The sequence below is a fragment of the Arthrobacter sp. ZGTC412 genome, from assembly GCF_002929215.1.
Taxonomy (GTDB): Bacteria; Actinomycetota; Actinomycetes; order Actinomycetales; family Micrococcaceae; genus Arthrobacter.
Genome location: NZ_PJII01000001.1, coordinates 528951 through 551069 on the forward strand (window position 1 = coordinate 528951; position 22119 = coordinate 551069).

The 22119-nt window shown below is 65.3% G+C and carries 22 protein-coding genes and 1 tRNA gene; 9 read left to right on the forward strand and 14 right to left on the reverse strand.

All coding sequences use genetic code 11. The annotated features are described in order from the left end of the window. The 6 genes from CXQ88_RS02460 to CXQ88_RS02485 form a co-directional block, all read right to left on the reverse strand. Window positions 1-1131, reverse strand: a complete 1131-nt coding sequence (locus CXQ88_RS02460) for a GNAT family N-acetyltransferase (protein WP_104042550.1) — start codon at window positions 1129-1131, stop codon at window positions 1-3. A gap of 128 nt (window positions 1132-1259) precedes the next feature. Further along, a complete protein-coding gene (gene rplA, locus CXQ88_RS02465) occupies window positions 1260-1967 on the reverse strand; it encodes a 50S ribosomal protein L1 (RefSeq protein ID WP_104042551.1) in 708 nt (235 codons plus the stop codon). Window positions 1968-2149: 182 nt separating this feature from the next. Next, complete coding sequence (gene rplK / locus CXQ88_RS02470) at window positions 2150-2581, reverse strand: 50S ribosomal protein L11 (protein ID WP_003803853.1); 432 nt, start codon at window positions 2579-2581, stop codon at window positions 2150-2152. A 128-nt stretch (window positions 2582-2709) separates the two neighbouring features. Continuing rightward, on the reverse strand, window positions 2710-3552 hold the full coding sequence (gene nusG, locus CXQ88_RS02475) for a transcription termination/antitermination protein NusG (RefSeq protein WP_104042552.1): 843 nt from the start codon (window positions 3550-3552) through the stop codon (window positions 2710-2712). Window positions 3553-3666: 114 nt separating this feature from the next. Continuing rightward, window positions 3667-3951 (reverse strand): preprotein translocase subunit SecE, encoded by a 285-nt coding sequence (gene secE / locus CXQ88_RS02480; RefSeq protein ID WP_104042553.1) that lies wholly within the window; start codon window positions 3949-3951, stop codon window positions 3667-3669. Between the two features lie 82 nt (window positions 3952-4033). Continuing rightward, window positions 4034-4106: transfer RNA gene (locus CXQ88_RS02485), tRNA-Trp, on the reverse strand. Window positions 4107-4383: 277 nt separating this feature from the next. On the opposite strand from CXQ88_RS02485, the gene CXQ88_RS02490 reads away from it, so the two are divergent. Beyond that, window positions 4384-5601: a pyridoxal phosphate-dependent aminotransferase gene (locus CXQ88_RS02490; RefSeq protein ID WP_104042554.1), complete on the forward strand. Its 1218-nt coding sequence runs from the start codon at window positions 4384-4386 to the stop codon at window positions 5599-5601. A gap of 140 nt (window positions 5602-5741) precedes the next feature. On the opposite strand, the gene CXQ88_RS02495 is transcribed toward CXQ88_RS02490, so the two are convergent. Together CXQ88_RS02495 and CXQ88_RS02500 are read right to left on the reverse strand one after the other, a co-directional pair. Further along, window positions 5742-6431, reverse strand: a complete 690-nt coding sequence (locus CXQ88_RS02495) for a LuxR C-terminal-related transcriptional regulator (protein WP_104042555.1) — start codon at window positions 6429-6431, stop codon at window positions 5742-5744. After that, complete coding sequence (locus CXQ88_RS02500) at window positions 6428-7870, reverse strand: PspC domain-containing protein (RefSeq protein WP_104042556.1); 1443 nt, start codon at window positions 7868-7870, stop codon at window positions 6428-6430. The genes CXQ88_RS02495 and CXQ88_RS02500 overlap by 4 nt, the downstream gene beginning before the upstream one ends. A gap of 124 nt (window positions 7871-7994) precedes the next feature. Between CXQ88_RS02500 and CXQ88_RS02505 the strand changes: the two genes are divergently transcribed. The 5 genes from CXQ88_RS02505 to CXQ88_RS02525 all read left to right on the forward strand — a co-directional run bounded on the left by CXQ88_RS02505 (window position 7995) and on the right by CXQ88_RS02525 (window position 12119). Next, window positions 7995-9590 carry a PspC domain-containing protein gene (locus tag CXQ88_RS02505; RefSeq protein WP_104042557.1) on the forward strand — a complete coding sequence of 532 codons (1596 nt, stop codon included), beginning with the start codon at window positions 7995-7997 and terminating at the stop codon, window positions 9588-9590. A gap of 1 nt (window position 9591) precedes the next feature. Then, entirely contained in the window at window positions 9592-9870 is a 279-nt protein-coding gene (locus CXQ88_RS02510; RefSeq protein WP_104042558.1) for a hypothetical protein, read from the forward strand. Between the two features lie 3 nt (window positions 9871-9873). Then, entirely contained in the window at window positions 9874-10131 is a 258-nt protein-coding gene (locus CXQ88_RS02515) for a PspC domain-containing protein (protein ID WP_104042559.1), read from the forward strand. Window positions 10132-10313: 182 nt separating this feature from the next. Then, window positions 10314-11339: an ATP-dependent 6-phosphofructokinase gene (locus CXQ88_RS02520; protein WP_104042560.1), complete on the forward strand. Its 1026-nt coding sequence runs from the start codon at window positions 10314-10316 to the stop codon at window positions 11337-11339. 63 nt (window positions 11340-11402) lie between these two features. Next, entirely contained in the window at window positions 11403-12119 is a 717-nt protein-coding gene (locus CXQ88_RS02525; RefSeq protein WP_104042561.1) for a GNAT family N-acetyltransferase, read from the forward strand. On the opposite strand, the gene CXQ88_RS02530 is transcribed toward CXQ88_RS02525, so the two are convergent. The 6 genes from CXQ88_RS02530 to CXQ88_RS02555 form a co-directional block, all read right to left on the reverse strand. Next, window positions 12081-13601 (reverse strand): DHA2 family efflux MFS transporter permease subunit, encoded by a 1521-nt coding sequence (locus tag CXQ88_RS02530; protein ID WP_104042562.1) that lies wholly within the window; start codon window positions 13599-13601, stop codon window positions 12081-12083. The two genes, CXQ88_RS02525 and CXQ88_RS02530, sit on opposite strands and share 39 nt — an antisense overlap. 49 nt (window positions 13602-13650) lie before the next feature. Beyond that, entirely contained in the window at window positions 13651-14100 is a 450-nt protein-coding gene (locus CXQ88_RS02535) for an ankyrin repeat domain-containing protein (protein ID WP_104042563.1), read from the reverse strand. Further along, on the reverse strand, window positions 14100-15182 hold the full coding sequence (gene ygfZ, locus CXQ88_RS02540; RefSeq protein ID WP_104042564.1) for a CAF17-like 4Fe-4S cluster assembly/insertion protein YgfZ: 1083 nt from the start codon (window positions 15180-15182) through the stop codon (window positions 14100-14102). The genes CXQ88_RS02535 and ygfZ overlap by 1 nt, the downstream gene beginning before the upstream one ends. A 158-nt stretch (window positions 15183-15340) precedes the next feature. After that, the gene (locus tag CXQ88_RS02545; protein WP_104042565.1) at window positions 15341-16096 is read right to left on the reverse strand and encodes a flavodoxin family protein; all 756 of its coding nucleotides are present in this window, start codon (window positions 16094-16096) and stop codon (window positions 15341-15343) included. 38 nt (window positions 16097-16134) lie between these two features. Beyond that, window positions 16135-16743, reverse strand: a complete 609-nt coding sequence (locus CXQ88_RS02550; protein ID WP_104042566.1) for an FABP family protein — start codon at window positions 16741-16743, stop codon at window positions 16135-16137. A 169-nt stretch (window positions 16744-16912) separates the two neighbouring features. Next, on the reverse strand, window positions 16913-17680 hold the full coding sequence (locus CXQ88_RS02555; protein WP_104042567.1) for a permease: 768 nt from the start codon (window positions 17678-17680) through the stop codon (window positions 16913-16915). 336 nt (window positions 17681-18016) lie between these two features. On the opposite strand from CXQ88_RS02555, the gene CXQ88_RS02560 reads away from it, so the two are divergent. The 3 genes from CXQ88_RS02560 (at window position 18017) to CXQ88_RS02570 (ending at window position 22113) form a co-directional block, all read left to right on the forward strand. After that, window positions 18017-18715: a winged helix-turn-helix transcriptional regulator gene (locus CXQ88_RS02560; protein WP_104042568.1), complete on the forward strand. Its 699-nt coding sequence runs from the start codon at window positions 18017-18019 to the stop codon at window positions 18713-18715. A 50-nt stretch (window positions 18716-18765) separates the two neighbouring features. Next, window positions 18766-19734 (forward strand): mycothiol synthase, encoded by a 969-nt coding sequence (gene mshD / locus CXQ88_RS02565; protein ID WP_104042569.1) that lies wholly within the window; start codon window positions 18766-18768, stop codon window positions 19732-19734. Between the two features lie 129 nt (window positions 19735-19863). Then, window positions 19864-22113, forward strand: coding sequence for an RNA degradosome polyphosphate kinase (locus tag CXQ88_RS02570; protein ID WP_104042570.1), 2250 nt, complete (start codon window positions 19864-19866; stop codon window positions 22111-22113). The last annotated feature ends 6 nt before the right edge of the window (window positions 22114-22119 follow it).

The window sequence follows — 22119 nt, forward strand, 5'->3', positions numbered from 1 at the left end:
TCATCCCAGCCGTTTCTGCCACTCGCCTTCATAACCTGCGGGTTTGAATCCAAGCGCGATATTTATGGCCAGCATATGTTGGTTTTCGTCGGCATTCCATGTCAGCACCGACTTCGCTGACGGCCATCTTGCTTGGGCGCGCCGGAGGTTTGCCACTTTAATCCGCATGCCGAGGCGGCGGCCGCGGTGTTCCGAGGTCACCAATGTGTCCTGCTGCACGATCGAGTCCGGCACGCCGGCACGCCAGTTCAGGACCGTATAGGCCACCAGTTGCCCGGTGTCCGTGTGCCGGGCGGCCGTCACAGCTGATTGGACCCCACTCCGGATCAGCGTGTTCTCCTCTTCCCGGACCCTGGCGGCGTCCCATTCCTCGCCATCCCAATTCATCCCGGCGATGGGAACGTCCGTGGTCATCGTGGCCTTGAGACGGGCATAGGCATGCACCAGGTCCTCCGGGCAACTGTCGTCCCAGCCGGTGATGGCGTAATCCGCGGCCCGGGCCGCGGTGTCGGCCTCCAGCCGGTCCAGCAGTTCGGGCGGAACGGGCAGGGCGAGTCGGCTGGACCGCTCCACCTGTTCCAGCTCATAGCCGGCAGCAACGGCAAAGGCCACGGCGGGCTCATCAAGCGGCAGTCCGCCGGCTCCGGATTTCGCCGGCAGAAGGGCGGCTCCGTCCGCAGCCTGCAACGGCACTTCGTGGTAGGCGTCAAGGGATGTTCTGCCGCGCCCGCGGGCGACTGCTTCGGCGTACTCCAGAAGGGCACGGCCCAGGCCCCGGCGCCGGTAGGCAGGGGCGATGAGGACCTGGATTCCTGCGGTGTGCGTGTTCTCGCGCAAGGGGAAGGTCACCGAGCATGTGCCCACGGTTACCGGGCCGACCTTCGCCAGGTACAGGTGCCGTTCCTCATACTCGTTGCCGCGCCAATACTCCACAGCTTCCTGCAGCGTGTCGCAACGGTCAAGGTTGCCCCACACCGCAAGCTCATGCTCCTCCCGCAGGGTGTGGCACTCCTTAAATTGGGTCGTAACCTGGCCGGCACCCGTTTTGCTGCCCGGCGGTGAAACGTCCACAGGGGTTATTGCCAGCGCAAGGGTTTCTCCAAGGGACGGTTCCACATCCGGTTTGGCCATTTCTACAGCTTAGGCAGGAATCGGACCTTTCGGGCATGGTTCCTGGGCTTAAACAAAACCGCCCGGCGCGTGCGCCGGGCGGTTCACTTTGCAGCGGAAGGATCCGCGGCGGAGCTTCAGACGGGGATTTAGCCCTCGGTCAGAACCTTGGTGACGTTCGGGTCAACGGCGATGCCGGGACCGAACGTGGTGGCAACCGTGGCCTTCTGGATGTAGCGGCCCTTGGAAGCGGACGGCTTCAGGCGAAGCACCTCTTCCAGTGCTGCTGCGTAGTTCTCAGCCAGCTTGATGGCGTCGAAGGACACCTTGCCGATGATGAAGTGCAGGTTGGAGTGCTTGTCGACGCGGAAGTCGATCTTTCCACCCTTGATGTCGTTGACGGCCTTGGTGACGTCGGGGGTCACGGTGCCCGTCTTCGGGTTCGGCATCAGGTTACGAGGACCCAGGACCTTACCGAGGCGGCCAACCTTACCCATGAGGTCAGGGGTGGCGACGGCGGCATCGAAGTCGGTCCAGCCGGCTGCGATCTTTTCGATCAGGTCATCGGAACCAACGAAGTCGGCGCCGGCAGCGATTGCTGCCTCAGCCTTGTCGCCCGTGGCGAAAACCAGGACGCGGGAAACCTTACCGGTGCCGTGGGGCAGGTTGACGGTGCCGCGGACCATCTGGTCGGCCTTGCGGGGATCGACGCCGAGGCGGAACGCAACCTCAACGGTGGCGTCGAACTTGGACGGGTTGCTGTCCTTGGCGAGGGTCACTGCCTCGAACGGCGCGTAGAACTTCTCCGCGTCGATCTTGGCGGCTGCTGCCTCATATGCTTTGCTGCGCTTTGCCATGCTGCTGTTTCTCCTTGTGCAGTTGTGGTCTGCGGACCGCGCTGGGCCCTGCCACAGTTGGTGAGCGGGCTCGTTATCCTTGCCCGGTTCCCAACATTTCAGTTTCGGTGGTGCCGGTTTCCCGGCGGTGCCGCCCGTCGTCGTGATCGGTTTCCCGAGCCCGACATCCGGCAGCGAGGGGACTAACCCTCGACGGTGATACCCATGGAACGGGCGGTGCCGGCGATGATCTTCGCTGCGCCTTCGAGGCTGGTGGCGTTGAGGTCTTCCATCTTGGTGGAAGCGATCTCGTTGACCTGGGCCTGGGTCAGCTTGGCAACCTTGACGGTGTGCGGGGTTGCTGAACCCTTGGCGACGCCTGCAGCCTTCTTGATGAGCTCTGCAGCCGGCGGGGTCTTGGTGATGAACGTGAAGGAACGGTCCTCGTAGACCGTGATTTCCACGGGGATGACGTTTCCGCGCTGGGCTTCCGTCGCAGCGTTGTACGCCTTGCAGAATTCCATGATGTTGACACCGTGCTGGCCAAGCGCAGGACCGATCGGCGGAGCCGGGTTAGCGGCACCTGCCTGGATCTGCAGCTTGATGAGGCCGGTGACCTTCTTCTTGGGAGCCAATGTAGGGTCCTTCTCTCAATAACGTCCTGGGGCACAGGAGCGTGCCTCAGGTTCTTGGCCGCCATGGCGAGGCGGCCGGCCGTTCCGGTGCTGCTAAAGCGGGCAGCCCCGGGACGAATTCTTGGTTGTCAGATCTTGGTGACCTGGTTGAACGCCAGGGTGACGGGCGTTTCGCGTTCGAAGATGGAAACCAGCACCACGAGGGTCTGCGATTCGACCTTGATCTCGGAGATCGTGGCGGGAAGGGTCTCGAACGGGCCTTCCTTGACGATGACGGACTCGCCAACTTCAAAGTCGACATCCACGGGAGCCTGGTGCTGCTTGTTGACCGGCTTGCCCTTCTCGGCCTGCTCTTCCTCGAAGACGGGGGCGAGCATGGAAAAGACCTCATCCAGGCGCAGCGGCACGGGGTTGTGGGCGTTACCCACGAAGCCGGTGACACCGGGCGTGTGACGGACGGCGCCCCATGATGCGTCGGTCAGGTCCATGCGGACCAGGACGTAGCCGGGGATGCGGACTCGGTTGATGACCTTGCGCTGAGCGTTCTTGATCTCAACGACTTCTTCCATGGGCACCTGGATCTCGAAGATGTAATCTTCCATGTCCAGGGTCTGGATGCGGGTTTCGAGGTTGGCTTTCACGCGGTTCTCGTAACCGGCGTAGGAGTGGATGACGTACCAGTCACCTTCCTGGCGGCGCAGCTTGGCCTTGAACTCCTCGGCGGGGTCAACCTCGGCCTTGGCGGCGGCAGCGGCGAGGGCGTCGCTGGACTCTTCCTCGGAGCCGGCGTCGTGCGCCTCAGCGTCCTCGTCAGACTCGGCGTCTTCATCAGACTCGGCGTCCACGTCAGACTCGGCGTCGCTGGCTTCGGGCGCGGAGGACTCAACCTCAGACTCGTCACCGGCTTCTGCCGTGATGTCCGCGGACTCTTCCAGCTCAGTCTCGGTTACCTCGAGCTCCTGCTCAGACACTTGGTCTCCTGCTTCCTGATTGCCTAACATGCCTATTTAAATGGCTCAATTCCGCACGCCGGTGTTTCCCTCCGGTTTCCCGGATGGCACACACGGCCTGCGGACGGTTCAGCCCTAGCTGTCCGTGGGGACGCTACCGCCGAAGATCCAGCTGACAGCGGTTCCAAAACCGAGGTCCAGCAGGCTGACGATGATCATCATGATGCCGACGAACACCAGCACCACGAGCGTGTAATTGATCAGTTCCTTGCGGGTTGGTGCAACAACCTTCTTCAGCTCGCCGATGATCTGGCGGATGAAGAGTGCAATGCGGGCGAAGAAGTTTGCCTTGGCGTCCTTCTTAGCTGGGCGGCCCTTGGAGCTGCTGGCAGCTGTTTCGGTCACCTGGTCCTCGCTCATCTTTGCAATGTTGGATTACCCGGCTCTGATCAGAACCATGGTTGCTGCGCTTGCCCCGGATTTTCGCCCGGGACAGCTTGCGCAGGGCAGACAGGACTCGAACCTGCAACCTGCGGTTTTGGAGACCGCTGCGCTACCAATTGCGCCACTACCCTATGGATTGAATTCCACGTTCCGAGGACGAACCGCCAGCTTGCACTGGGGCGCACGTCATCATCCGTGTTTTCAACACCGGTGAACCAGTCTACGCAACAACTTCGCGTTCGTCGAACCAGCCCGTTTCCGGCCCTCCCCGCTGGCCAGTATTGACCTTGACTGGCAGGCAGTCATAATCAAAACCGGCAACCCGGAGGGTCCGGTGAACAGCATAGAGTAGAACTCGTCGAATCCCACATTCCAGCCTCCGGGCTGCAAGCGAAGAACGGACCTGCCATGTCTGCCGCCCGCGTTTCCCAACGCATTTCCGCTATTGCCGAATCCGCAACCCTTGCTGTTGATGCCAAGGCGAAGGCGCTGAAGGCAGCAGGCCGTCCGGTTATTGGTTTCGGCGCGGGTGAACCTGATTTTCCCACCCCGGACTACATCGTCCAGGCAGCCATCCAAGCGGCCAGCCAGCCGAGGTACCACCGCTACTCCCCCGCCGGCGGGCTGCCTGAGCTGAAGAAGGCCATCGCCGAGAAGACCCTGCGGGACTCCGGCTACGCCGTCGACGCTTCCCAGGTCCTTGTTACCAACGGCGGCAAGCAGGCGGTCTACAACACCTTCGCCACCCTGGTTGATCCGGGCGACGAAGTTATTGTCCCCACCCCGTTCTGGACCACATACCCGGAGGCCATCCGTCTCGCTGGCGGCGTGCCCGTGGAAGTGTTTGCCGGACCGGAGCAGGACTACCTGGTGACCGTGGAGCAGCTCGAAGCAGCCATCACTGACAGGACAAAGATCCTGCTGTTCGTTTCGCCGTCGAACCCCACCGGTTCCGTCTACTCTCCGGAGCAGGTAGCGGAAATTGGAAAGTGGGCCGCTGCCAAGGGCCTGTGGGTTGTCACCGATGAGATTTACGAGCACCTGACCTACGACGGCGTTCCCTTCACCTCCATCGCCACCGCCGTTCCCGAACTGGGCGACAAGGTGGTCATCCTCAACGGTGTGGCCAAGACCTACGCCATGACGGGCTGGCGGGTGGGCTGGATGATCGGCCCGGCCGACGTCATCAAAGCCGCCACCAACCTGCAGTCGCACGCCACGTCCAACGTCTCCAACATCCCGCAGGTGGCCGCCCTCGCCGCCGTGTCCGGGCCGCTGACCGCCGTCGACGAGATGAAGGTCGCCTTCGACCGCCGCCGCAAGGCCATCGTTGCCGGACTGAACGCAATCGAAGGGGTGGAATGCCCGACGCCGAAGGGCGCCTTCTACGTCTACGCGGACGTTCGTGCGTTGTTGGGCAAGGAATTCCCGACGGCGTCCGGCACCACTGCACCGCAGACCTCCGCCGAGCTTGCGGCCTTGATCCTGGACGAGGTTGAGGTGGCAGTGGTTCCCGGCGAGGCTTTCGGGCCTTCCGGCTACCTGCGCCTTTCGTACGCGCTTGGCGACGACGACCTCGCCACCGGCGTCCAGCGCCTGCAGGACTTCCTGGGCAAAGCCCAGTAGGACGCTCTCTCACTTCCTGCAGGAAAATCCCGAACGCTCTATCCCTCTCTTCAGGAGAGTGATAGAGCGTTCCGGTTTAAGGCGCATCAAGTGAGAGAGCGTTGGGGAAAAGCGCGCTTTAAGTGCGAGAGCGTTTTTGGCTAGAGGAGGCGGCGCTCGGCGGCCCATTTGGTCAGTTCGTGCCGGCTGGAGAGCTGCAGCTTTCGGAGGACGGCGGACACATGGGTTTCCACCGTCTTGATGCTGATGAACAGCTCCTTTGCCACTTCCTTGTAGCTGTAGCCGCGGGCGATCAGGCGCATGACCTCCAGCTCCCGGGCCGAGAGTTTGTCCAGTTCGTCGTCGGCGATATCCGCGGGAGCGGTCCCAAAAGCATCAAGGACGAAGCCGGCAAGCCGCGGCGAGAACACGGCGTCGCCGCCGGCAACCCGGTACACGGCATCGGTGATTTCCGCCCCCGAGATGGTCTTGGTGACGTAGCCGCGCGCTCCCGCCCGGATCACCGCCACAACGTCCTCGGCCGCGTCCGAGACGCTGAGGGCGAGGAACTTGGTGGTGGTCAACAGGGCAGCGGAGCCGGCGATGACCTCGCGGCCCCCGCCGCCCAGGCCGCCGGGCAGGTGGACGTCCAGCAGCACCACGTCCGGTCGCTGTTGCGCGATGACGGCGATGGCCTGCTCCACCGTCGCCGCCTCCCCCACCACGTGGATGCTGGGGTCAAGGTCCGCCTTCAGACCGGAGCGGAAGATGGCGTGGTCGTCCACAATGACCACCCGGGCAGACCTGGCGGTCCGGACGGGTCCTGTACCGGCTCCCTGCGTTGTGTTCATGGTTTGCCTTCCGTGCTGTCCTGCGGCGCGGCGGGGAAGCCCAGCCGCACCTCCGTGCCTTCACTGGTACTGGTGATTGTGGCTGTGCCGCCGTGGCGGTTCATCCGGCCGATGATGGACTCCCGGACGCCGAGCCTGTCCTCCGGCACGTCCTGCAGATCGAAGCCGGGGCCCCGGTCCTTGATGAAGACCTCGGCGCGGCCGTCGGATGCCTCCAGGTAGACCGAGACGGTCCCGCCGCCGTGGCGGGAGCCGTTCAGCATGGCCTCGCGGCTGGCCTGGATCAACGCTTCATGGCCCTCACTAACGGGGGCGTCTCCCACGCTGACCACCTCAACCGCGTTGCCCAGCAGGTCTTCCACTTCGGCAGCTGCGGCCTTGATCCGGTCCGACAGCTGCCCGGCGTCCTTGCCCGGGTCCTCGAACAGCCAGCCCCGCAGCTCCCGTTCCTGCGCACGGGCAAGCCGGACGACGTCGTGCTCATTGGCGGCGCGGCGCTGGATAAGTGCCAGCGTCTGGAGCACGGAGTCGTGCAGGTGGGCTGCAATCTCTGCCCGCTCGGTTTCCCGGATCCTGCCGGCGCGTTCCGCCTCCAGGTCGCGCCAGAACTTCAGCGCCCATGGCAGGAGGACCAGCACCACCCCGCCGAGGACAGCTACGGAAGCCAGCAGCGCCAGCCAGGTCTGCTCCCACGAACCCGATCCGGACACCATCACCAGAACGCCGGCCACCACCAGCGCCAGGCCCGCCGCAAGGCGGGCCCAACCGCCGGCCTGGTCCGCCTTGGTCTTGTCCACGAGCCCGGCCCGCCGCGTTTCGTCCAGCTGCATCCAGGCAATGGAGGCGCCGCCGAGAACTGCAGCCGCCGGAATCAACGTGCCCAGGGGAACGTCCACTCCCAGAAGCTGGGCGACCAGGATGCCTCCCGCCAGGAGCAGCCCGACGCCCAGCAGGATCTCCTTGCCGTAACGCATCTCACGGAACCTGAACCAGGGCGGCCGGGCAGCCTCGGAAGCGTGTCCGGGGGCCTGCCCGCCCGATGCGTAACCACGGGCATCGGGAGGGGCAGCGTCCACGCCACGGCCGCCGTCCGCTACTCCGGGCGGCACCGCTCCGGGGCCACCCAAGGACGCTCCGGTCCCAGCCGGTGCCGCCGCCCGGGGAACGGAAGCCGGCACGGGCTCGCGGCTCACAGCCGGGGCAATGGGTGACGCCGGACGGCGCGCCTGCCGGCGGGCGCTTTCGTCCGCGGTGGGCACCATAATCCACAGCCAGGCATAGAAGACGACGCCGGCCCCACCGGCCAGCGAGGCCAGGACCATCGCGACCCGTACATTCCGGACCGGCCAGCCCAAATGCATGGCAAGGCCGGAGCACACACCCGCGAGGAAGCGGTCGCCGCGGCGGACCAGCGGGGGGCGGGCGGGGACGGTTGTCATGGATCAATCCAAACACGGATCAGGGTTCCCCGGACCGCATTCCGGCCGGAACCGGGGGCCACTCAGGGACCGTTCAGGGTGTCCCCCAGTAGAGCCAAACCGCCGCGGACGGAAGGATCGAGGTATGAACTCGCAAACCCCCACCCCTGATGACGGCCAGCCAACGGAGCCCCTCCCCAAGCGGGAAAACGAACACCCCACAGAGCCCCTGCTGCCGCCTGCTTCCCCAGCGGCGTCGGACCAGAACCCGGAGCCGGAGTCCAAGCAGGACTCCCCGCAGGACTTCGCCCACGATTCCACCCAGGATTACCCGGCGCAGGACAGCTCCGGCGGGCCCAACGCCGGGCCGTCGGCCGGACCCTACTTCAGCCAAGGCAACTCAAACCAGAACACCGGCGGCTATGCATACGCCGGAATGCCGCACCAACAGACTGACTTCTTCGGCTGGGTCCGCAGCCACGGAATTACCCGCGGCCAGGACCGCTGGATCGGCGGCGTCTCCAGCGGCATCGCCCAGCGCATGGGCATCGACCCGCTGATCGTCCGGGGTGTCTTCATCGTCCTCACCCTCTTCGCCGGCATCGGGGTGCTTGTCTACGGCCTGGCGTGGGCCTTCCTGCCCGAGCCCGATGGCAGAATCCACGTCCAGGAAGCCGGCGCCGGCCGCTGGACCAGCGGCATGACCGGTTCCCTGATCGCCACCATCCTCGGCTTCAGCGGACTGGGCGGCGGCTTCTGGGGCTGGGGCGACCACGGCTTCGGCTCCTTCCTCTGGACCATCTTCTGGGTCGGCGGCGCCATCTACCTGATCTACTACCTGGCCCAGCGGAACAAGGCGGCGGTTGGAACACCGGCGAGCGCAGCCGGGCCCGGCACCACCTCTTACCCCGGCAGCGCGGCCTACCCCGGAACCAACGCTTACTCGGCAGCAACCTCCACTGGAACCACGCCCCCTTACTCGGACGTTGCGGGCACCGGTCCTTTCACCGGCAGCCCTTACGGAGGCAGCGGGTCCGGCAGTGGATGGAACAACGGCGGTGCCGGTGGCACCCGCCAGCCCCAGGGTCCCCCACCCGCGCCCAAGGTACGGCCCGCGGGTCCCGGTGCTCCCGCCGTCGCGATCGCTGCAGGCAGCGCCCTGCTGGTGGGCGCGGGACTGAAAGCGCTGGATGTCACGAACATCATTGACCTCGGCGACTCCAACAACGCCATCGCCTGGGCCAGCGCAGCAGCGGTCCTGGGCCTCGGGATCCTCATCCTGGGCCTGCGCGGCAGGACCTCCGGCATCCTCTCGTTCTTTGCGGTGGCTGCCCTGATCATTGGCGGCATCTTCAACGTGGTGGGCAACAACGGCGACCGGGTCCGCTTCCAGCAGGTTGACTGGACGCCCACGAGCATCGGGCAGGCCAGCGACGGACTGAACATCACGGCAGGACGCGGCATCGTTGACCTCACCGAACTCACCCTTGCCGCCCCGCTCCAGTCCGAGGTCGTGGTCCCGCTGGACTTCACAGCGAGCAACGTCACGGTGGTCATTCCCGACACCGTGCCCGTGGACATCCGGGCCGATATGACCCTCGGCAACCTGACCGAAGGCGGAAGCCAGCGCGGCGGAACCACCACGCGGGAAAGCAGCTACAACACCGACAAGCCCGGCAGCCACCTGGTGATCCAGATCGACGGCACCGTCAGCAACGTCACCATCAAGGAAGGTAACTGACATGAGCAGCCAAACTCCGGACCCGTACGTTCCGGGAAGTACGACGGCGGCACACACCGATTCTGCCCCTCCCTCGGGGGCCCGGGTGGGAACCGTGGTGTGGGGCATGATCGTCCTCGCCCTCGCCGCCCTGATCATCATCGCGCAGTTGGGCATCATCACCCTGAATGGGACCTACGTCCTGATCGGACTGCTGATCGGCGCGGGCGCGGCCCTGGTGGTCGGCGGCCTCCTCTCCGCCCGGAAACGTGACAACAGTCCTACAACAGGGAAGTCTTGAGCCATGGACAAGTTTTTCAGCATCGTCAGGGGCCTTGGCCTGAAACGCGGACCTGAGCGCTGGCTCGGAGGGGTGCTGGGAGGTATCGCAGCGAAGCTGAACGTGGATGTGGCCTTCGTCCGCATCGCTTTCCTCCTCTTCTGCCTGCTGCCCGGCCCGGCCGTCATCTTCTATCTCCTGGCCTGGGTGGTCCTGCCGGACCAGCGGAACGTCATCCCGCTCCAGACCTTCCTTGACCGTCGGTCCATCGACCGGCCCTGAGACTGTCAGCAGAGGGCCCCCGCTCCGTTTTTGGAGCGGGGGCCTTCGTGCGTTGCGCCAATCCCCCGGGCGGGACCTTATGTAACCGGTTTGTGTCGTACCGCACACCCCGCACTAGACTCTATGTGAGCTCAGCGTGGCGCTCTGCCTGTATACCTTCTCCCAGGATTTGAGCCAGAGACATGAAAATTGGAATTCTCACCAGCGGTGGCGACTGCCCCGGATTGAACGCCGTGATTCGCGGAGCCGTCCTTAAAGGCATTGCCATCCACGGTCACGAATTCGTGGGTTTCCTTGACGGCTGGCGCGGCGTGGTCGAGGGCGACATCATCGACATCCCCCGCACCATGGTCCGCGGTATCGCAAAGCAGGGCGGCACCATTCTGGGCACCTCCCGCACCAACCCCTTCGAAAACGGCGGCGGCCCCGAGGTCATCAAAGCGCACATGGACCGGCTGGGCATTGACGCGATCATCGCGATCGGCGGTGAGGGAACCCTGGCCGCGGCGAAGCGCCTCACCGACGCCGGCCTGAAGATCGTGGGTGTTCCCAAGACTGTGGACAACGACCTCGACGCCACCGACTACACCTTCGGTTTCGACACCGCCGTTCAGATCGCCACCGAAGCCATCGACCGGCTCCGGACAACCGGCGAATCGCACCACCGCTGCATGATCGCCGAAGTGATGGGCCGGCACGTCGGCTGGATCGCCCTCCACGCGGGCATGGCCGCCGGCGCCCACGCCATCCTTATTCCTGAGCAGAAGGTCAGCATCGAGCAGATCACCGAATGGGTGCAGGAAGCCCACGCCCGTGGCCGCGCACCGCTGGTAGTGGTGGCCGAAGGATTCGTTCCCGAGCACATGGAAACCCCGCACTCCGAACGCGGCCTCGATACGTTCGGCCGGCCCCGCCTGGGCGGCATCGCAGACCAGCTCGCCCCGGAACTTGAAGCCCGCACCGGCATCGAAACCCGCGCCACCATCCTGGGCCACATCCAGCGCGGCGGCGTACCGTCGGCCTTCGACCGCGTCCTCGCCACGCGGCTGGGCATGGCGGCCATCGACTCCGTGGTGGAAGGCTACTGGGGCACCATGGTCGCCTTGAAGGGCACGGACATCGAGCACGTGGGCTTCGAGGAAGCCCTGGGCCAGCTGAAGACTGTTCCGCAGAACCGGTACGACGAAGCCGCCGTCCTGTTCGGCTGAGGTGTTTCGCGCAGCCAAGGTGTCCTGTTCGGCTGGGCTCCCTGCCCGCCCTAGGCTGGAAGCATGACACTTGACCCCGGTTCTGCCGCCATCATCCAGCTTGCCTGGGCCCGGCGCCTGGGACTCGACGACGACGCTTTCGGAACTGCGTTGGCCTCCGGGGAGCGCATTGTCCGGGCGGACGAATCGGCGCGGACCGTGGAGTTCGTGCGGCTCTTTGGCAGTTCGGCACTCGTGGGTCCGCAGTGGGTTATTGACGCCGCTGCGGGCATTCCGGATGCGGAGATGGCCCAGCACGTCACGCTCCTGACGCTGACCCGGTCCCACGGCGGCCACGGCCTGGGTGCTGCCGCTTTGTTCTTCGCGGACGATCTGCCCCTGAAGCAGCCATCGGAAGAGATGACCGTTTCGCACGGCAACCCGGAGGCCATTGAGCTGGAGGGCCGCTGCCCGCCGGACGACGTCAACGAGGTTGGTCTTTCGGACCTCGAAAACCGATACACCATCGTGCATGAGATTGACGGCCGCCGCGTACCCCTGGCCTGCGGGGCCTACTCAGAGTGGGTGGGCCTGCTGGCGCATCTGGGTGTCCTGGTGGATCCGGAGTGGCGACGCCGGGGCCTGGGTTCACTCGCTGCGTCCATCGCGGCCCATGAAGCGCTGTCCGCAGGGCTCACGCTGCAGTGGCGGACAGATGTCAGCAATACCGGATCCCTGGCGCTGGCCCGCAAGCTCGGCCTCTCAGCCGGCGGAATCCAAACCAGCGTCCACCTTGGCTGACGAAGCAGGCTTGCTGCCGCCCCAGCCCTGAACCGGCTGGGGCTTCGCAAAGAACAGGGCCACGGCGGCGCCGACCAGGATCACACCGGCGGGCAGCAGGATGGACTGCCCCATCGCCGTCGAGAATCCGCTGTGCAGGGCGTCCGGCAGGGTGCCGGTAAGGGGCATGCCCTCGCCTGCGGCCCCGCCTGGTGCGCCCGCGGGGAGCTCGGCCGCGAGCCGGGCCTGGATCAGCACGGCGATGGCGGCGCTGCCCAGCACTGCCCCGAACTGACGGGTGGTGTTGTAGACACCTGAGCCGGCACCGGCTTGGCGGGCCGGCAGGTTGCGGGTTGCGGTGGTGCTGAGCGGCGCCCAGATGCCCGCGTTGGCGAAGCCCAGGATGGCGCTCGGCAGCAGGAACATCAGGATGGGCGTGTCCGGCTGCATCAGGACGGCGTTCCAGGCCAGTGCCACGGCCATCAGGGTCAGGCCGGCGGCGGCAAGGTACTTTGGATTCACCCGGTCCACGATCTTCCCCACCACGGGCGCCAGGCCCCCGGAAATCAGCGCCATGGGCACCATCAGGAGGGCTGATTGCGTAGGGGTCAGTCCCCGGACCATCTGGTAGTAAAAAATGAGGGGCAGGCCGAAAGCCGTCACGGTGAAGCCCACCATGGTGATTCCCAGGTTGGCGAGGGAAAAGTTCCGGTCCCGGAACAGCCCCAGCGGCAACAGCGGTTCCCCCTTGTTGAACCCCTGCCACACCACAAAGCCAGCCAGCACCAGCAGGCCCGCGATGATTAGGCCCCATACGCTGACAGGCCCAATAATGGTGCCCCAGTTGTAGGTCTCACCTTCCTGGATACCGAAGACCAGGAGGAAGAGTCCGACGGCGCTGAGCACCACGCCGGGGATGTCGAACCTGTGCGGGTGGGTGCTGAGCGTGGGGACGTTCCGCAGCGCCAGGATAAAGCCGGCGATGCCAACGGGTACGTTGACAAAGAAGATCCACTCCCAACCGAGGGAGTCCACCAGGACGCCGCCCAGGATGGGCCCGACAAGCGTCGCCATACCGGCGGTGGCTCCCCAAATGGACATGGCGGCTCCGCGCCTGTCGGGCGGGAAGATCCGGGTGATGACAGCCATGGTCTGGGGTGTCATGATTGCTGCGCCGAGGCCCTGCAGCACACGGGCGGCGATCAGGGTTTGGACATCACCGGACAGCCCGCACCACAGCGAAGCCAGGGTGAACACCACCAGGCCCAGGAGGTAGAGCTTCTTGGGCCCGAACCGGTCTCCGAGCCTGCCGGTTACCAGAAGCGGCACGGCATAGGCCAGCAGGTAGGCGCTGGTGACCCAGATGACTGAGTTGATGTCGGCATCCAGGCTTTCCATGATCCGCGGATTGGCCACGGACACGATGGTGCTGTCGATCAGGATCATAAAGAATCCGATCACCAGCGACCAAAGGGCCGGCCATGGCCTTGCTACGTTTTCCACTGGGTCATCCTTCGTCAGGTGGTCATCTGCCGGGCGGGACCCGGTGGTATCAGCCCAGGAGATCCAGGATCTCCCGGCGCGCGAACATCTGGGCAGCTGCGCGGGCGGACGGCGAACCGGCGTCCGGATCGGCTCCGGCATCCAGCAGGACCCGGGCAACATCGGTGTAGCCCTTGAACGCCGCCCCGGCGAGCGGAGTCTGGCCGCGGTCGTTTGCGGTGTCGGCCTCAGCTCCGTGCTTCAAAATGAGCTGAACGGTCTCCGCGTGGCCGTGGTAGGCGGCCAGCATCAGGAGGGAATCCCCGGCGGAATTGGTCAGGGTGGCGGGAGCGCCGGCGTCGAGGTATGCACGCAGCAGCGCCGTGTCGCCTTCCCTTGCCGCCTGGAAGAGCGTGTGTGCCAAAGCCAACGCCTCGTCGTCGGGCCCGCCTTGGGCCGCGGGAGAGTCGGACGGCGCAGCGTTCGATTGCCTTAAGTCGTTTCCGGCGTTGTCTGTCATTAGCGTGGCCCCTTGAGGAATCCGGTCTGGCGCCCTACCACCTGGCCGGCGTCCGGGGCAACGATGAGTTCCTGGGCGGCAGGATAAGGCTCCTCGCCGTCCAGGACTGTCAGTATTTCATCTGCGCCCACGGAACGCTTTATGACTGCCAGGGCAACCGCCCCCATCTCGTAGTGCTGGGCCACCGACGTAACAGTCCCGACTTTCCGCTCCCCTGACAGCACAGGGCTTCCGGCTTGGGGCAAGGTGTGCTGGGATCCGTCCAGCTGGAGGAACACGAGCCGGCGCGGCGGGTGCCCAAGGTTGTGCACGCGTGCGATGGTTTCCTGGCCTTTGTAGCAGCCCTTGGCCAGATGGACGGCCGTGCGGAGCAGGTCCAGCTCGTGCGGGATGGTTTTGTCGTCCGTCTCAGCACCGATGCGGGGGCGCCAGGCCGCGAGCCGCAGCGCTTCCGCTGCGAGGACACCGGCCAGCTGCCGCCCTTCAATGGTCTGTTCCAGTTCCGCGGCCGGAACCAGGTACTCAAACCAGGGGCGCTCCAGCCCGGGATGGCTTGCCGGGGGGACGGTGGCGTAGGAGTAGCCGCCCGGGGCCACGTTGGGCCAGGGATCCTGCCACACCAGCAGTCCGGCCCATTCCGGAACTGCCTTGGTGCTCCCCACAGCCGCCCAGTCGGCGGAGACGTCAGCAATTTCCACCCGCAGCATGAACTTCATCCTGTTCAGGAACTCCGCAAGGGGTGCTGCTTCGGCGGCCTCTACGAGCAGCCAGGTAGTCACGCCGTCGTCAATCACCCGGGCGTCAAAGTCGATCCTGCCCTGGACACTCAGGAGGAGCAGCTCGCTGGACTCTCCCGGCTGGAGGCCGGTCACCTGCTGCGAGGACAGCGTGTTGAGCCAGCTCAACCTGTCCGGCCCGGTGACCGTGACAACGCCGCGGTGGGAAAGGTCGACGACGGCGGTACCGGCCGCGAGTGCGCGCTGCTCGCGCAGCGGCTCGCCGTAGTGGGAAGCAACGCCGGCGTCCGCGCCGGTTGCCTCAACGGCTCCAGGGCGCGACAGCAGGGGGCTGGGAGTAGTCATACTGGGGGCAACGTCCTTTAGTCAGTGTGTATTCCGGCGGCGCGACGGGCTCGCGGGCCCAGGGCCCACGACCGCAGGGTTCCCTGGCCGTGGAACCGCTCCGGAGAGGGCCCCGGCCCGAGCTTGCGAGGGCAGGGAGCCGGTGCGGCCTTGCGAGGTTAGGGAGCCGTTGGGGATCGGTATTCGGGATTTTCGAAATCGAACCGGGTTCCTGCCGCCCACTCATTAGGGAGGTTGCCGTGGGCCGGATAACCGCCGGCGTCCTTGAGGATCCGGGCAAGGTGCAGGAGGTTCCAGGTCATGAAGGTGACATTCCGGTTGGTGAAGTCGGTTTCGGGGCCACCCGAGCCCTCGTCCAGGTAGCTCGGGCCGGGACCCACGGCTCCGATCCAGCCCGCATCCGCCTGGGGCGGAATGCTGAAGCCAATGTGCTGAAGGCTGTAGAGGATGTTCATGGCGCAGTGCTTGATGCCGTCCTCGTTGCCGGTAATCAGGCAGCCGCCCACTTTGGGGTAGAAGACCCACTGGCCCTTGCTGTTGAGCTCGCCGGAGTGGGCATAGAGGCGTTCGATCAGCTTTTTGGTCTGGGAGGAGTTGTCACCGAGCCAGATGGGCCCGGCCACCACCAGAATGTCCGCGTCCTCCACCGCAGGAAACAGTGTGGGCCATTCGTCGGAGGGCCAGCCGTACTGGGTCATATCCGGGTAAACGCCGCTGGCAATGTCGTGGTCCACGGTGCGGATCACCTTGGTGCTGACACCCTGCTTTTCCATAATGAGCCGGCTGATGTTGATCAGCCCGTCGGTGTTGGACGTCTGGGGCGATCTCTTCAGGGTGCCGTTGAAGAAGACGGCTTTCAGGTCGCTGTAGTCCCGGCGGTTCCCGGAGGCAGGTACGCTCTGCGGATCTTCCATGTGCCACCACCCGCTTTCATTCGTCCGGACCGGCGAGGTCAGGAGACTTTCTTGAGGAAGGCGGAGGCGTGGGCTTCCAGTCCCTTGCCTTCCTTGCCGCCGACGGCGACGTCCCACCGCCAGAGCAGGTTTCCGTCCACCAGCCCGAAGATGCGGGTGGCGGCGCTGTAGTCCTTGGAGTGGCTCCCACGCATCACCATGTCCGTGGTGAGCTGGATCTGCGGTCCTTTAATCTGCCCGTAGTACAGCTCGGAAATCCCGCCGGGATGCGAGATGGACACGGAGATGTCGAAGCCGCCCTCGCTGTTGCGGAGGGCCTCCACCTCATCGGCACTCTTCAACGCAGGAACGATGTCCGCCGGAATAAGGCCCGGGCCGCCGTCGGCGTCGAGCTGCTTGCGCTCCAGCGCCCAAAAGCCGGTCTCGACGGTCAGGGGCCGCAGGCGCGTGCCGTCGTCGTCCGTCAACCAGCTCTCGGCACGGTACTGGAGGTAAGCCAGCCCGTTGTGGGTGAAGGACACGTGCTGCAGGAAGTGTTCCGAGTCCTCGTCCCCGGTGCCCAAACGGCCGCGGCCCTCCCACTCACCAATGAGCCAGGAAAGCGGGACAAGTTCTGGGGTCAGGTCTGTGGGAATCTCAATCGGCACAGCAAATACCTCGGGAAACTGCTAGCTCCGGAAAGGGTCTACTTCTGGCCTTTGAACAGGCGGTAAACCACAAAGCCGGCAAACCACGCCATGGACAGGCTGGCGATGCCGAGCAGGACAAGGAAGAAGATTTCAAAAGCAAGTACGGACATGATGCCATCCTAACCCGTTAGTAGATGAGTAGTTTGTCTATGAAGTAAGCCAGGGAACCCACCGCGGAGACGGGCGCCAGCCCCATGCTAAGGGCAGCAGGAACATTAAGCGGTGCGCCGCGGAGCGTCACGAGCCGGCGGAAGCTGACCAGGACCGCGCCCACCACCACACCAAAAATGGCCGCCGGCAGGACGGTGATGTCGGAGAGGACCAGCCCAGCGAGCGGACCGGCCAGTCCGGCGAGGACGATGCCCAGGGGGGCGATGATGCTGTCCGGCCACCTGATCAAGCAGGCCATCAGGGCTACTGCCGCGCTGATGGCTGCCACCAGCAGCATCTCCCTTACCCCGTTGAACCGGGCACCGGCGATCCAGCCCGCGCCGAGGCAGGCCAGCAGCACTCCGACCGAGCAGCCAAGCGTCGACTCCAGCCGTTGGGCCTGCCCCGTTCCGCGGATGAGCTGCACCACGAAGACAGCCATGATTCCCAGGGCGATGAAGGGCGGCGTCCAGTCCAGGTAGCCCGGAGCGGGGGCGTAAGCGGCGGCGAGCGCAGAGCCGGCCCCAGCGAGGGCAATTACCGCCGCGAGTGTCTTTTTGGCGGGAATCCGAAGGAAGTGGGGCCAACCGATGCCCACGGCGGCCGCGCTGGCCACAGCAACAGCGACGAGGGCCTCGCGGGAGGTGTAAACCCCGGCGATGATCGCAGCCAGCCCGGCGATGCCCACCACGCCGATGGTCCACGAGCCCAGGGAGCGCGCCGGCGCCTGCAGTTCCGCCGTCATACGGATCCCGGCCCGGGCTTAGTCTGTGCACTCACTGCGCTGCATCCCATCCTGCGTTGACCTTGGAAGGCGGTCCGCCCTCAGTGGCAGGGCATCCGGCCCTGCCACAATCCTGCCTTATGTGAACGGCTTATGTCGCAAAACGTCCCCTGATCAGGGCCGGACCAGTGCCAGCTTCGGGGCCGCCGGGTATACTCGGAGCTCAGCTAAGTTCCCTGCTGAAGTGGCCGGACCCCTGCTGTCGGCAGAGTCCCAAACCGGGGCAGGGAGCCAGTACCTGCCGGTGAGAATCCGGTTCAGTCGCCCAACGATGCGCGGACGGCCCTTGGAGGAACAATGTCGCACATCCTGTTATTGACGAACAGCACTGGTTCTTCGGTGGACATCCTGCCTGCCTTGGAATTGCTGAACCACCGGGTCCACATCCTCCCCGCCGAGCCCACCGCCCTGCTGGAAACGGACCCCTGCGACATCGTGCTGCTGGACGCCCGCAAGGACCTGGTGGGGGCCCGTTCCCTCACCCAACTCCTCAAGGCCACCGGGCTGAGCGCCCCGCTGGTGTTGATCCTCACCGAAGGCGGCATGGCCGCTGTCTCTTCCGCCTGGGCCGTGGACGACATCGTGCTCGAATCCGCCGGCCCCGCCGAGGTGGAGGCCCGCATCCGGCTGTCCGTCGCCCGGGCCATCCCCGAGCAGGACGACGCTCCGTCCGAGATCCGTGCCGCCGGCGTCGTTATCGACGAGGCGAGCTACACCGCCCGTGTAAACGGGGCTCCCCTGAACCTGACGTTCAAGGAATTCGAGCTCCTGAAGTACCTGGCACAGCACCCCGGCCGTGTGTTCACCCGGCAGCAGTTGCTCACCGAAGTGTGGGGCTACGACTACTACGGCGGCACCCGTACCGTGGACGTCCACGTCCGGCGGCTGCGCGCCAAGCTCGGCGCCGACCATGAAAACCTCATCAGCACTGTCCGCAACGTTGGCTACCGGCTCACCCTGGTGCGGCAGCAGGAAGACGAGCTGACGGAAGCCTGAGCCGGGCCGACCGCGGTCCGGTATCCGTTGATCCCGTATAGCCTTGCCTCATGACTCCAGCACACCCTGAGAAGTGGCCCGTCCATGTTGTTCAAGGCGGTGTTGACCGGCAGCTCCTGAAGGACTGCAGCCATCTGCTGGCTGCGGCGGAAGAGTCGGACGGCAATCCCTCCATATCGGAGCAGACCCTCATCAGCATGCGCGCCGGCGATTCCGCGGAACACCAGGTTCTCACGCTTGCCCTGTATGCCCCGGATGAGGACTCTGATCCCTCCTCCGGCCAGGACCTTGCAGGGTTCGCCGCGGTGGTTGAAGAAGCGGACGGCAGCGGCGTGGTCGAAATAGCCGTGCATCCCAGCTACCGCAACCAGGGTGTCGCCGACCGCCTCGTGGGCGCCCTCCAGGACAAGCGCGGACTCCAGGGACTGAAAGCCTGGTCGCACGGAAACCATGAGGCAGCTGCGGATCTTGCCGCACGCTACGGCTACGTGCCCGTGCGCGAGCTGTGGAAGATGCGGATGACGACGGCGGCAGCGGACCTACCCGACGTCGTCCTTCCGGACGGCGTCTCCATCCGGACGTTTGTGCCCGGCCAGGACGAGGACGGCTGGCTTACTGCCAACCGTGCAGCGTTCTCCCACCACCCCGAGCAGGGCAGCCTCACCCGTGCCGACCTCGATGCCCGTATGGCTGAGGAATGGTTTGACCCCGCAGGCTTCCTCCTTGCCGTCGATGGGAACGACCGGCTGCTCGGCTACCACTGGACCAAGGTGCACCCGAGCCACGGATCCCACCCCGCGATCGGTGAGATCTATGTAGTGGGCGTGACCCCGGAAGCCCAGGGGTCGGGCCTGGGCAAGGCCCTGACGGTGGCGGGCATCAAGTACCTGCAGGACCTGGGGCTGCACGCCGTCATGCTGTACGTCGACGCCGACAACGCCCCCGCGGTTTCCCTGTACCGGCGGCTGGGCTTCACGCGCTGGGACATGGATGTGATGTACGGCCCGGCGGCAGGTTAGTCCAATCCCCTGACGCAAGCGCCTGCCGGCGACAAATCAAGGGCCCCGGTTACTGATTGCTTGTAAGGTTGAAACAGAACCGCGCAGGCCGGATACGGCCTCATTGAAGCGCCAGGTAAAGGAGATGCCATGAACCCGGAACCATCCGGAGCAGCCACGTCCCAAGAGACTCCAGTCCCCGTGCGCGCCCGATTCGGCTCCTCGGAGGTTCCGGCGTCGCGGGCCACGCAGGACCGGATCGACATTCCGGATTTCGCGCCCAACCTGGAACCCGAGGGTGACATCCGGCCGGACCGCTTCCTGGACCGGGAACTAAGCTGGCTCAGCTTTAACTCCAGGGTCCTGGAACTTGCCGAAGACGCTTCCCTGCACCTTCTGGAACGGGTCAGCTTCCTCTCCATTTTTGCGTCCAACCTGGACGAGTTCTTTATGGTCCGCGTGGCCGGCCTGAAGCGGCGCATCGCCACCGGACTGGCTGTCCCCTCCCCCGCAGGCCTGAGCCCGGTGGAAGTGCTGGAAAAAATTGGTGAGGAAGCCCACCGGCTCCAGCAGCGCCACGCACAGGTCTTCGCAGAACAGATCCGCCCGGCCCTGGCTTATGAGCACATCCACCTGATGCACTGGGACGAACTGGATGATGCCGCCAAGCAGCAGCTCAGCCAGATGTTCGCCGAAAAGGTGTTCCCCATCCTGACGCCCCTGGCGGTGGACCCGGCACACCCGTTCCCCTACATTTCGGGCCTGTCCCTGAACCTGGCCGTCGTGGTGCGGAACCCCGTCAGCGACAAGGAACTGTTCGCCCGTGTCAAGGTGCCGGACCAGCTGCCGCGGCTCATCTCCATCGACGGCCCGCGTGCCGGCGCGGTGGCAGGCCGGGTGGCCCGCTTCATCGCGCTTGAGGAAGTCATCGCCGTCCACCTGGACAAACTGTTTGCCGGGATGGAGGTCCTTGAGCACCACACCTTCCGCGTCACCCGGAACGAGGACGTGGAGGTTGAAGAGGACGATGCCGAGAACCTGCTGCAGGCGCTCGAAAAGGAACTTCTTCGCCGCCGCTTCGGCCCGCCCGTCCGGCTCGAGGTCACCAATGACATCAACCCCAACATCCGTGCGCTGCTGATCCGCGAGCTGGGCGTTGAGGAATCCGAGGTGTACTCGGTCCCGGCCCCGCTGGACCTTCGGGGCCTTTCAGTCATTGCAGGCATCGACCGCGCCGACCTGCACTACCCCAAGCACGTTCCGCATACCTCCCGGTACTTGAACGAGTCCGAGACCTCCAAGGCCGCCAACGTCTTCGCCGCGATGCGCCGCCGCGACATCCTGCTCCACCACCCGTACGACTCGTTTTCCACCTCTGTGCAGGCCTTCCTGGAGCAGGCGGCGGCGGACCCGAAGGTCCAGGCCATCAAACAGACCCTGTACCGCACCTCGGGCGACTCCCCCATTGTGGATGCGCTCATTGATGCCGCCGAGGCAGGCAAACAGGTCCTGGCCCTGGTGGAGATCAAGGCCAGGTTTGATGAGCAGGCGAACATCTCCTGGGCCCGCAAGCTTGAACAGGCCGGCGTGCACGTGGTGTACGGCATCGTGGGCCTGAAGACGCACTGCAAGCTCTCGCTGGTGGTGCGCCAGGAAGTGGACGGACTGCGGCGGTACTGTCACATCGGCACGGGCAACTACCATCCCCGCACAGCCCGCTACTACGAGGACCTGGGCTTGCTCACAGCCAACGAACAGGTGGGCGAGGACCTCTCCAAGCTCTTCAACCAGCTCTCCGGCTACGCGCCCAAGTCCACGTTCAAGAGGCTTCTGGTTGCTCCTCGCTCGGTGCGTTCGGGGCTGATCGACCGGATCGAAACGGAGATCCGGAACGCCCGCGCCGGGCTCCCGGCCCGCGTCCAGATCAAGGTCAATTCCATGGTGGATGAGGCCATCATCGATTCGCTGTACCGTGCGTCCCAGGCCGGGGTGAAGGTGGATGTCATCGTCCGCGGCATTTGCTCGCTGCGCCCGGGGGTGTTTGGACTCAGCGACAACATCACGGTCCGTTCCGTTCTGGGCAGGTTCCTGGAGCACTCCCGGGTGTTCGCGTTCGCGAACGGCGGGAGTCCCGTGGTGTACATCGGCTCGGCGGACATGATGCACCGCAACCTGGACAGGCGGGTTGAGGCCCTGGTCCAGCTGGCAGCACCCGATGACATCACCTACGTCCTGGACCTGTTGCGCCGCTACATGACCCCGGAAACTGCAAGCTGGCACCTCGATAACGAAGGGAACTGGTCGCGTCACCATCTGGCCGACGACGGCAGGCCGCTTGAGGACGTTCAGTCCTTCCTGCTGGCGTCTCGGCCGCGGCAACGCAGCCTGAGCCGACGGTAAGGGCCG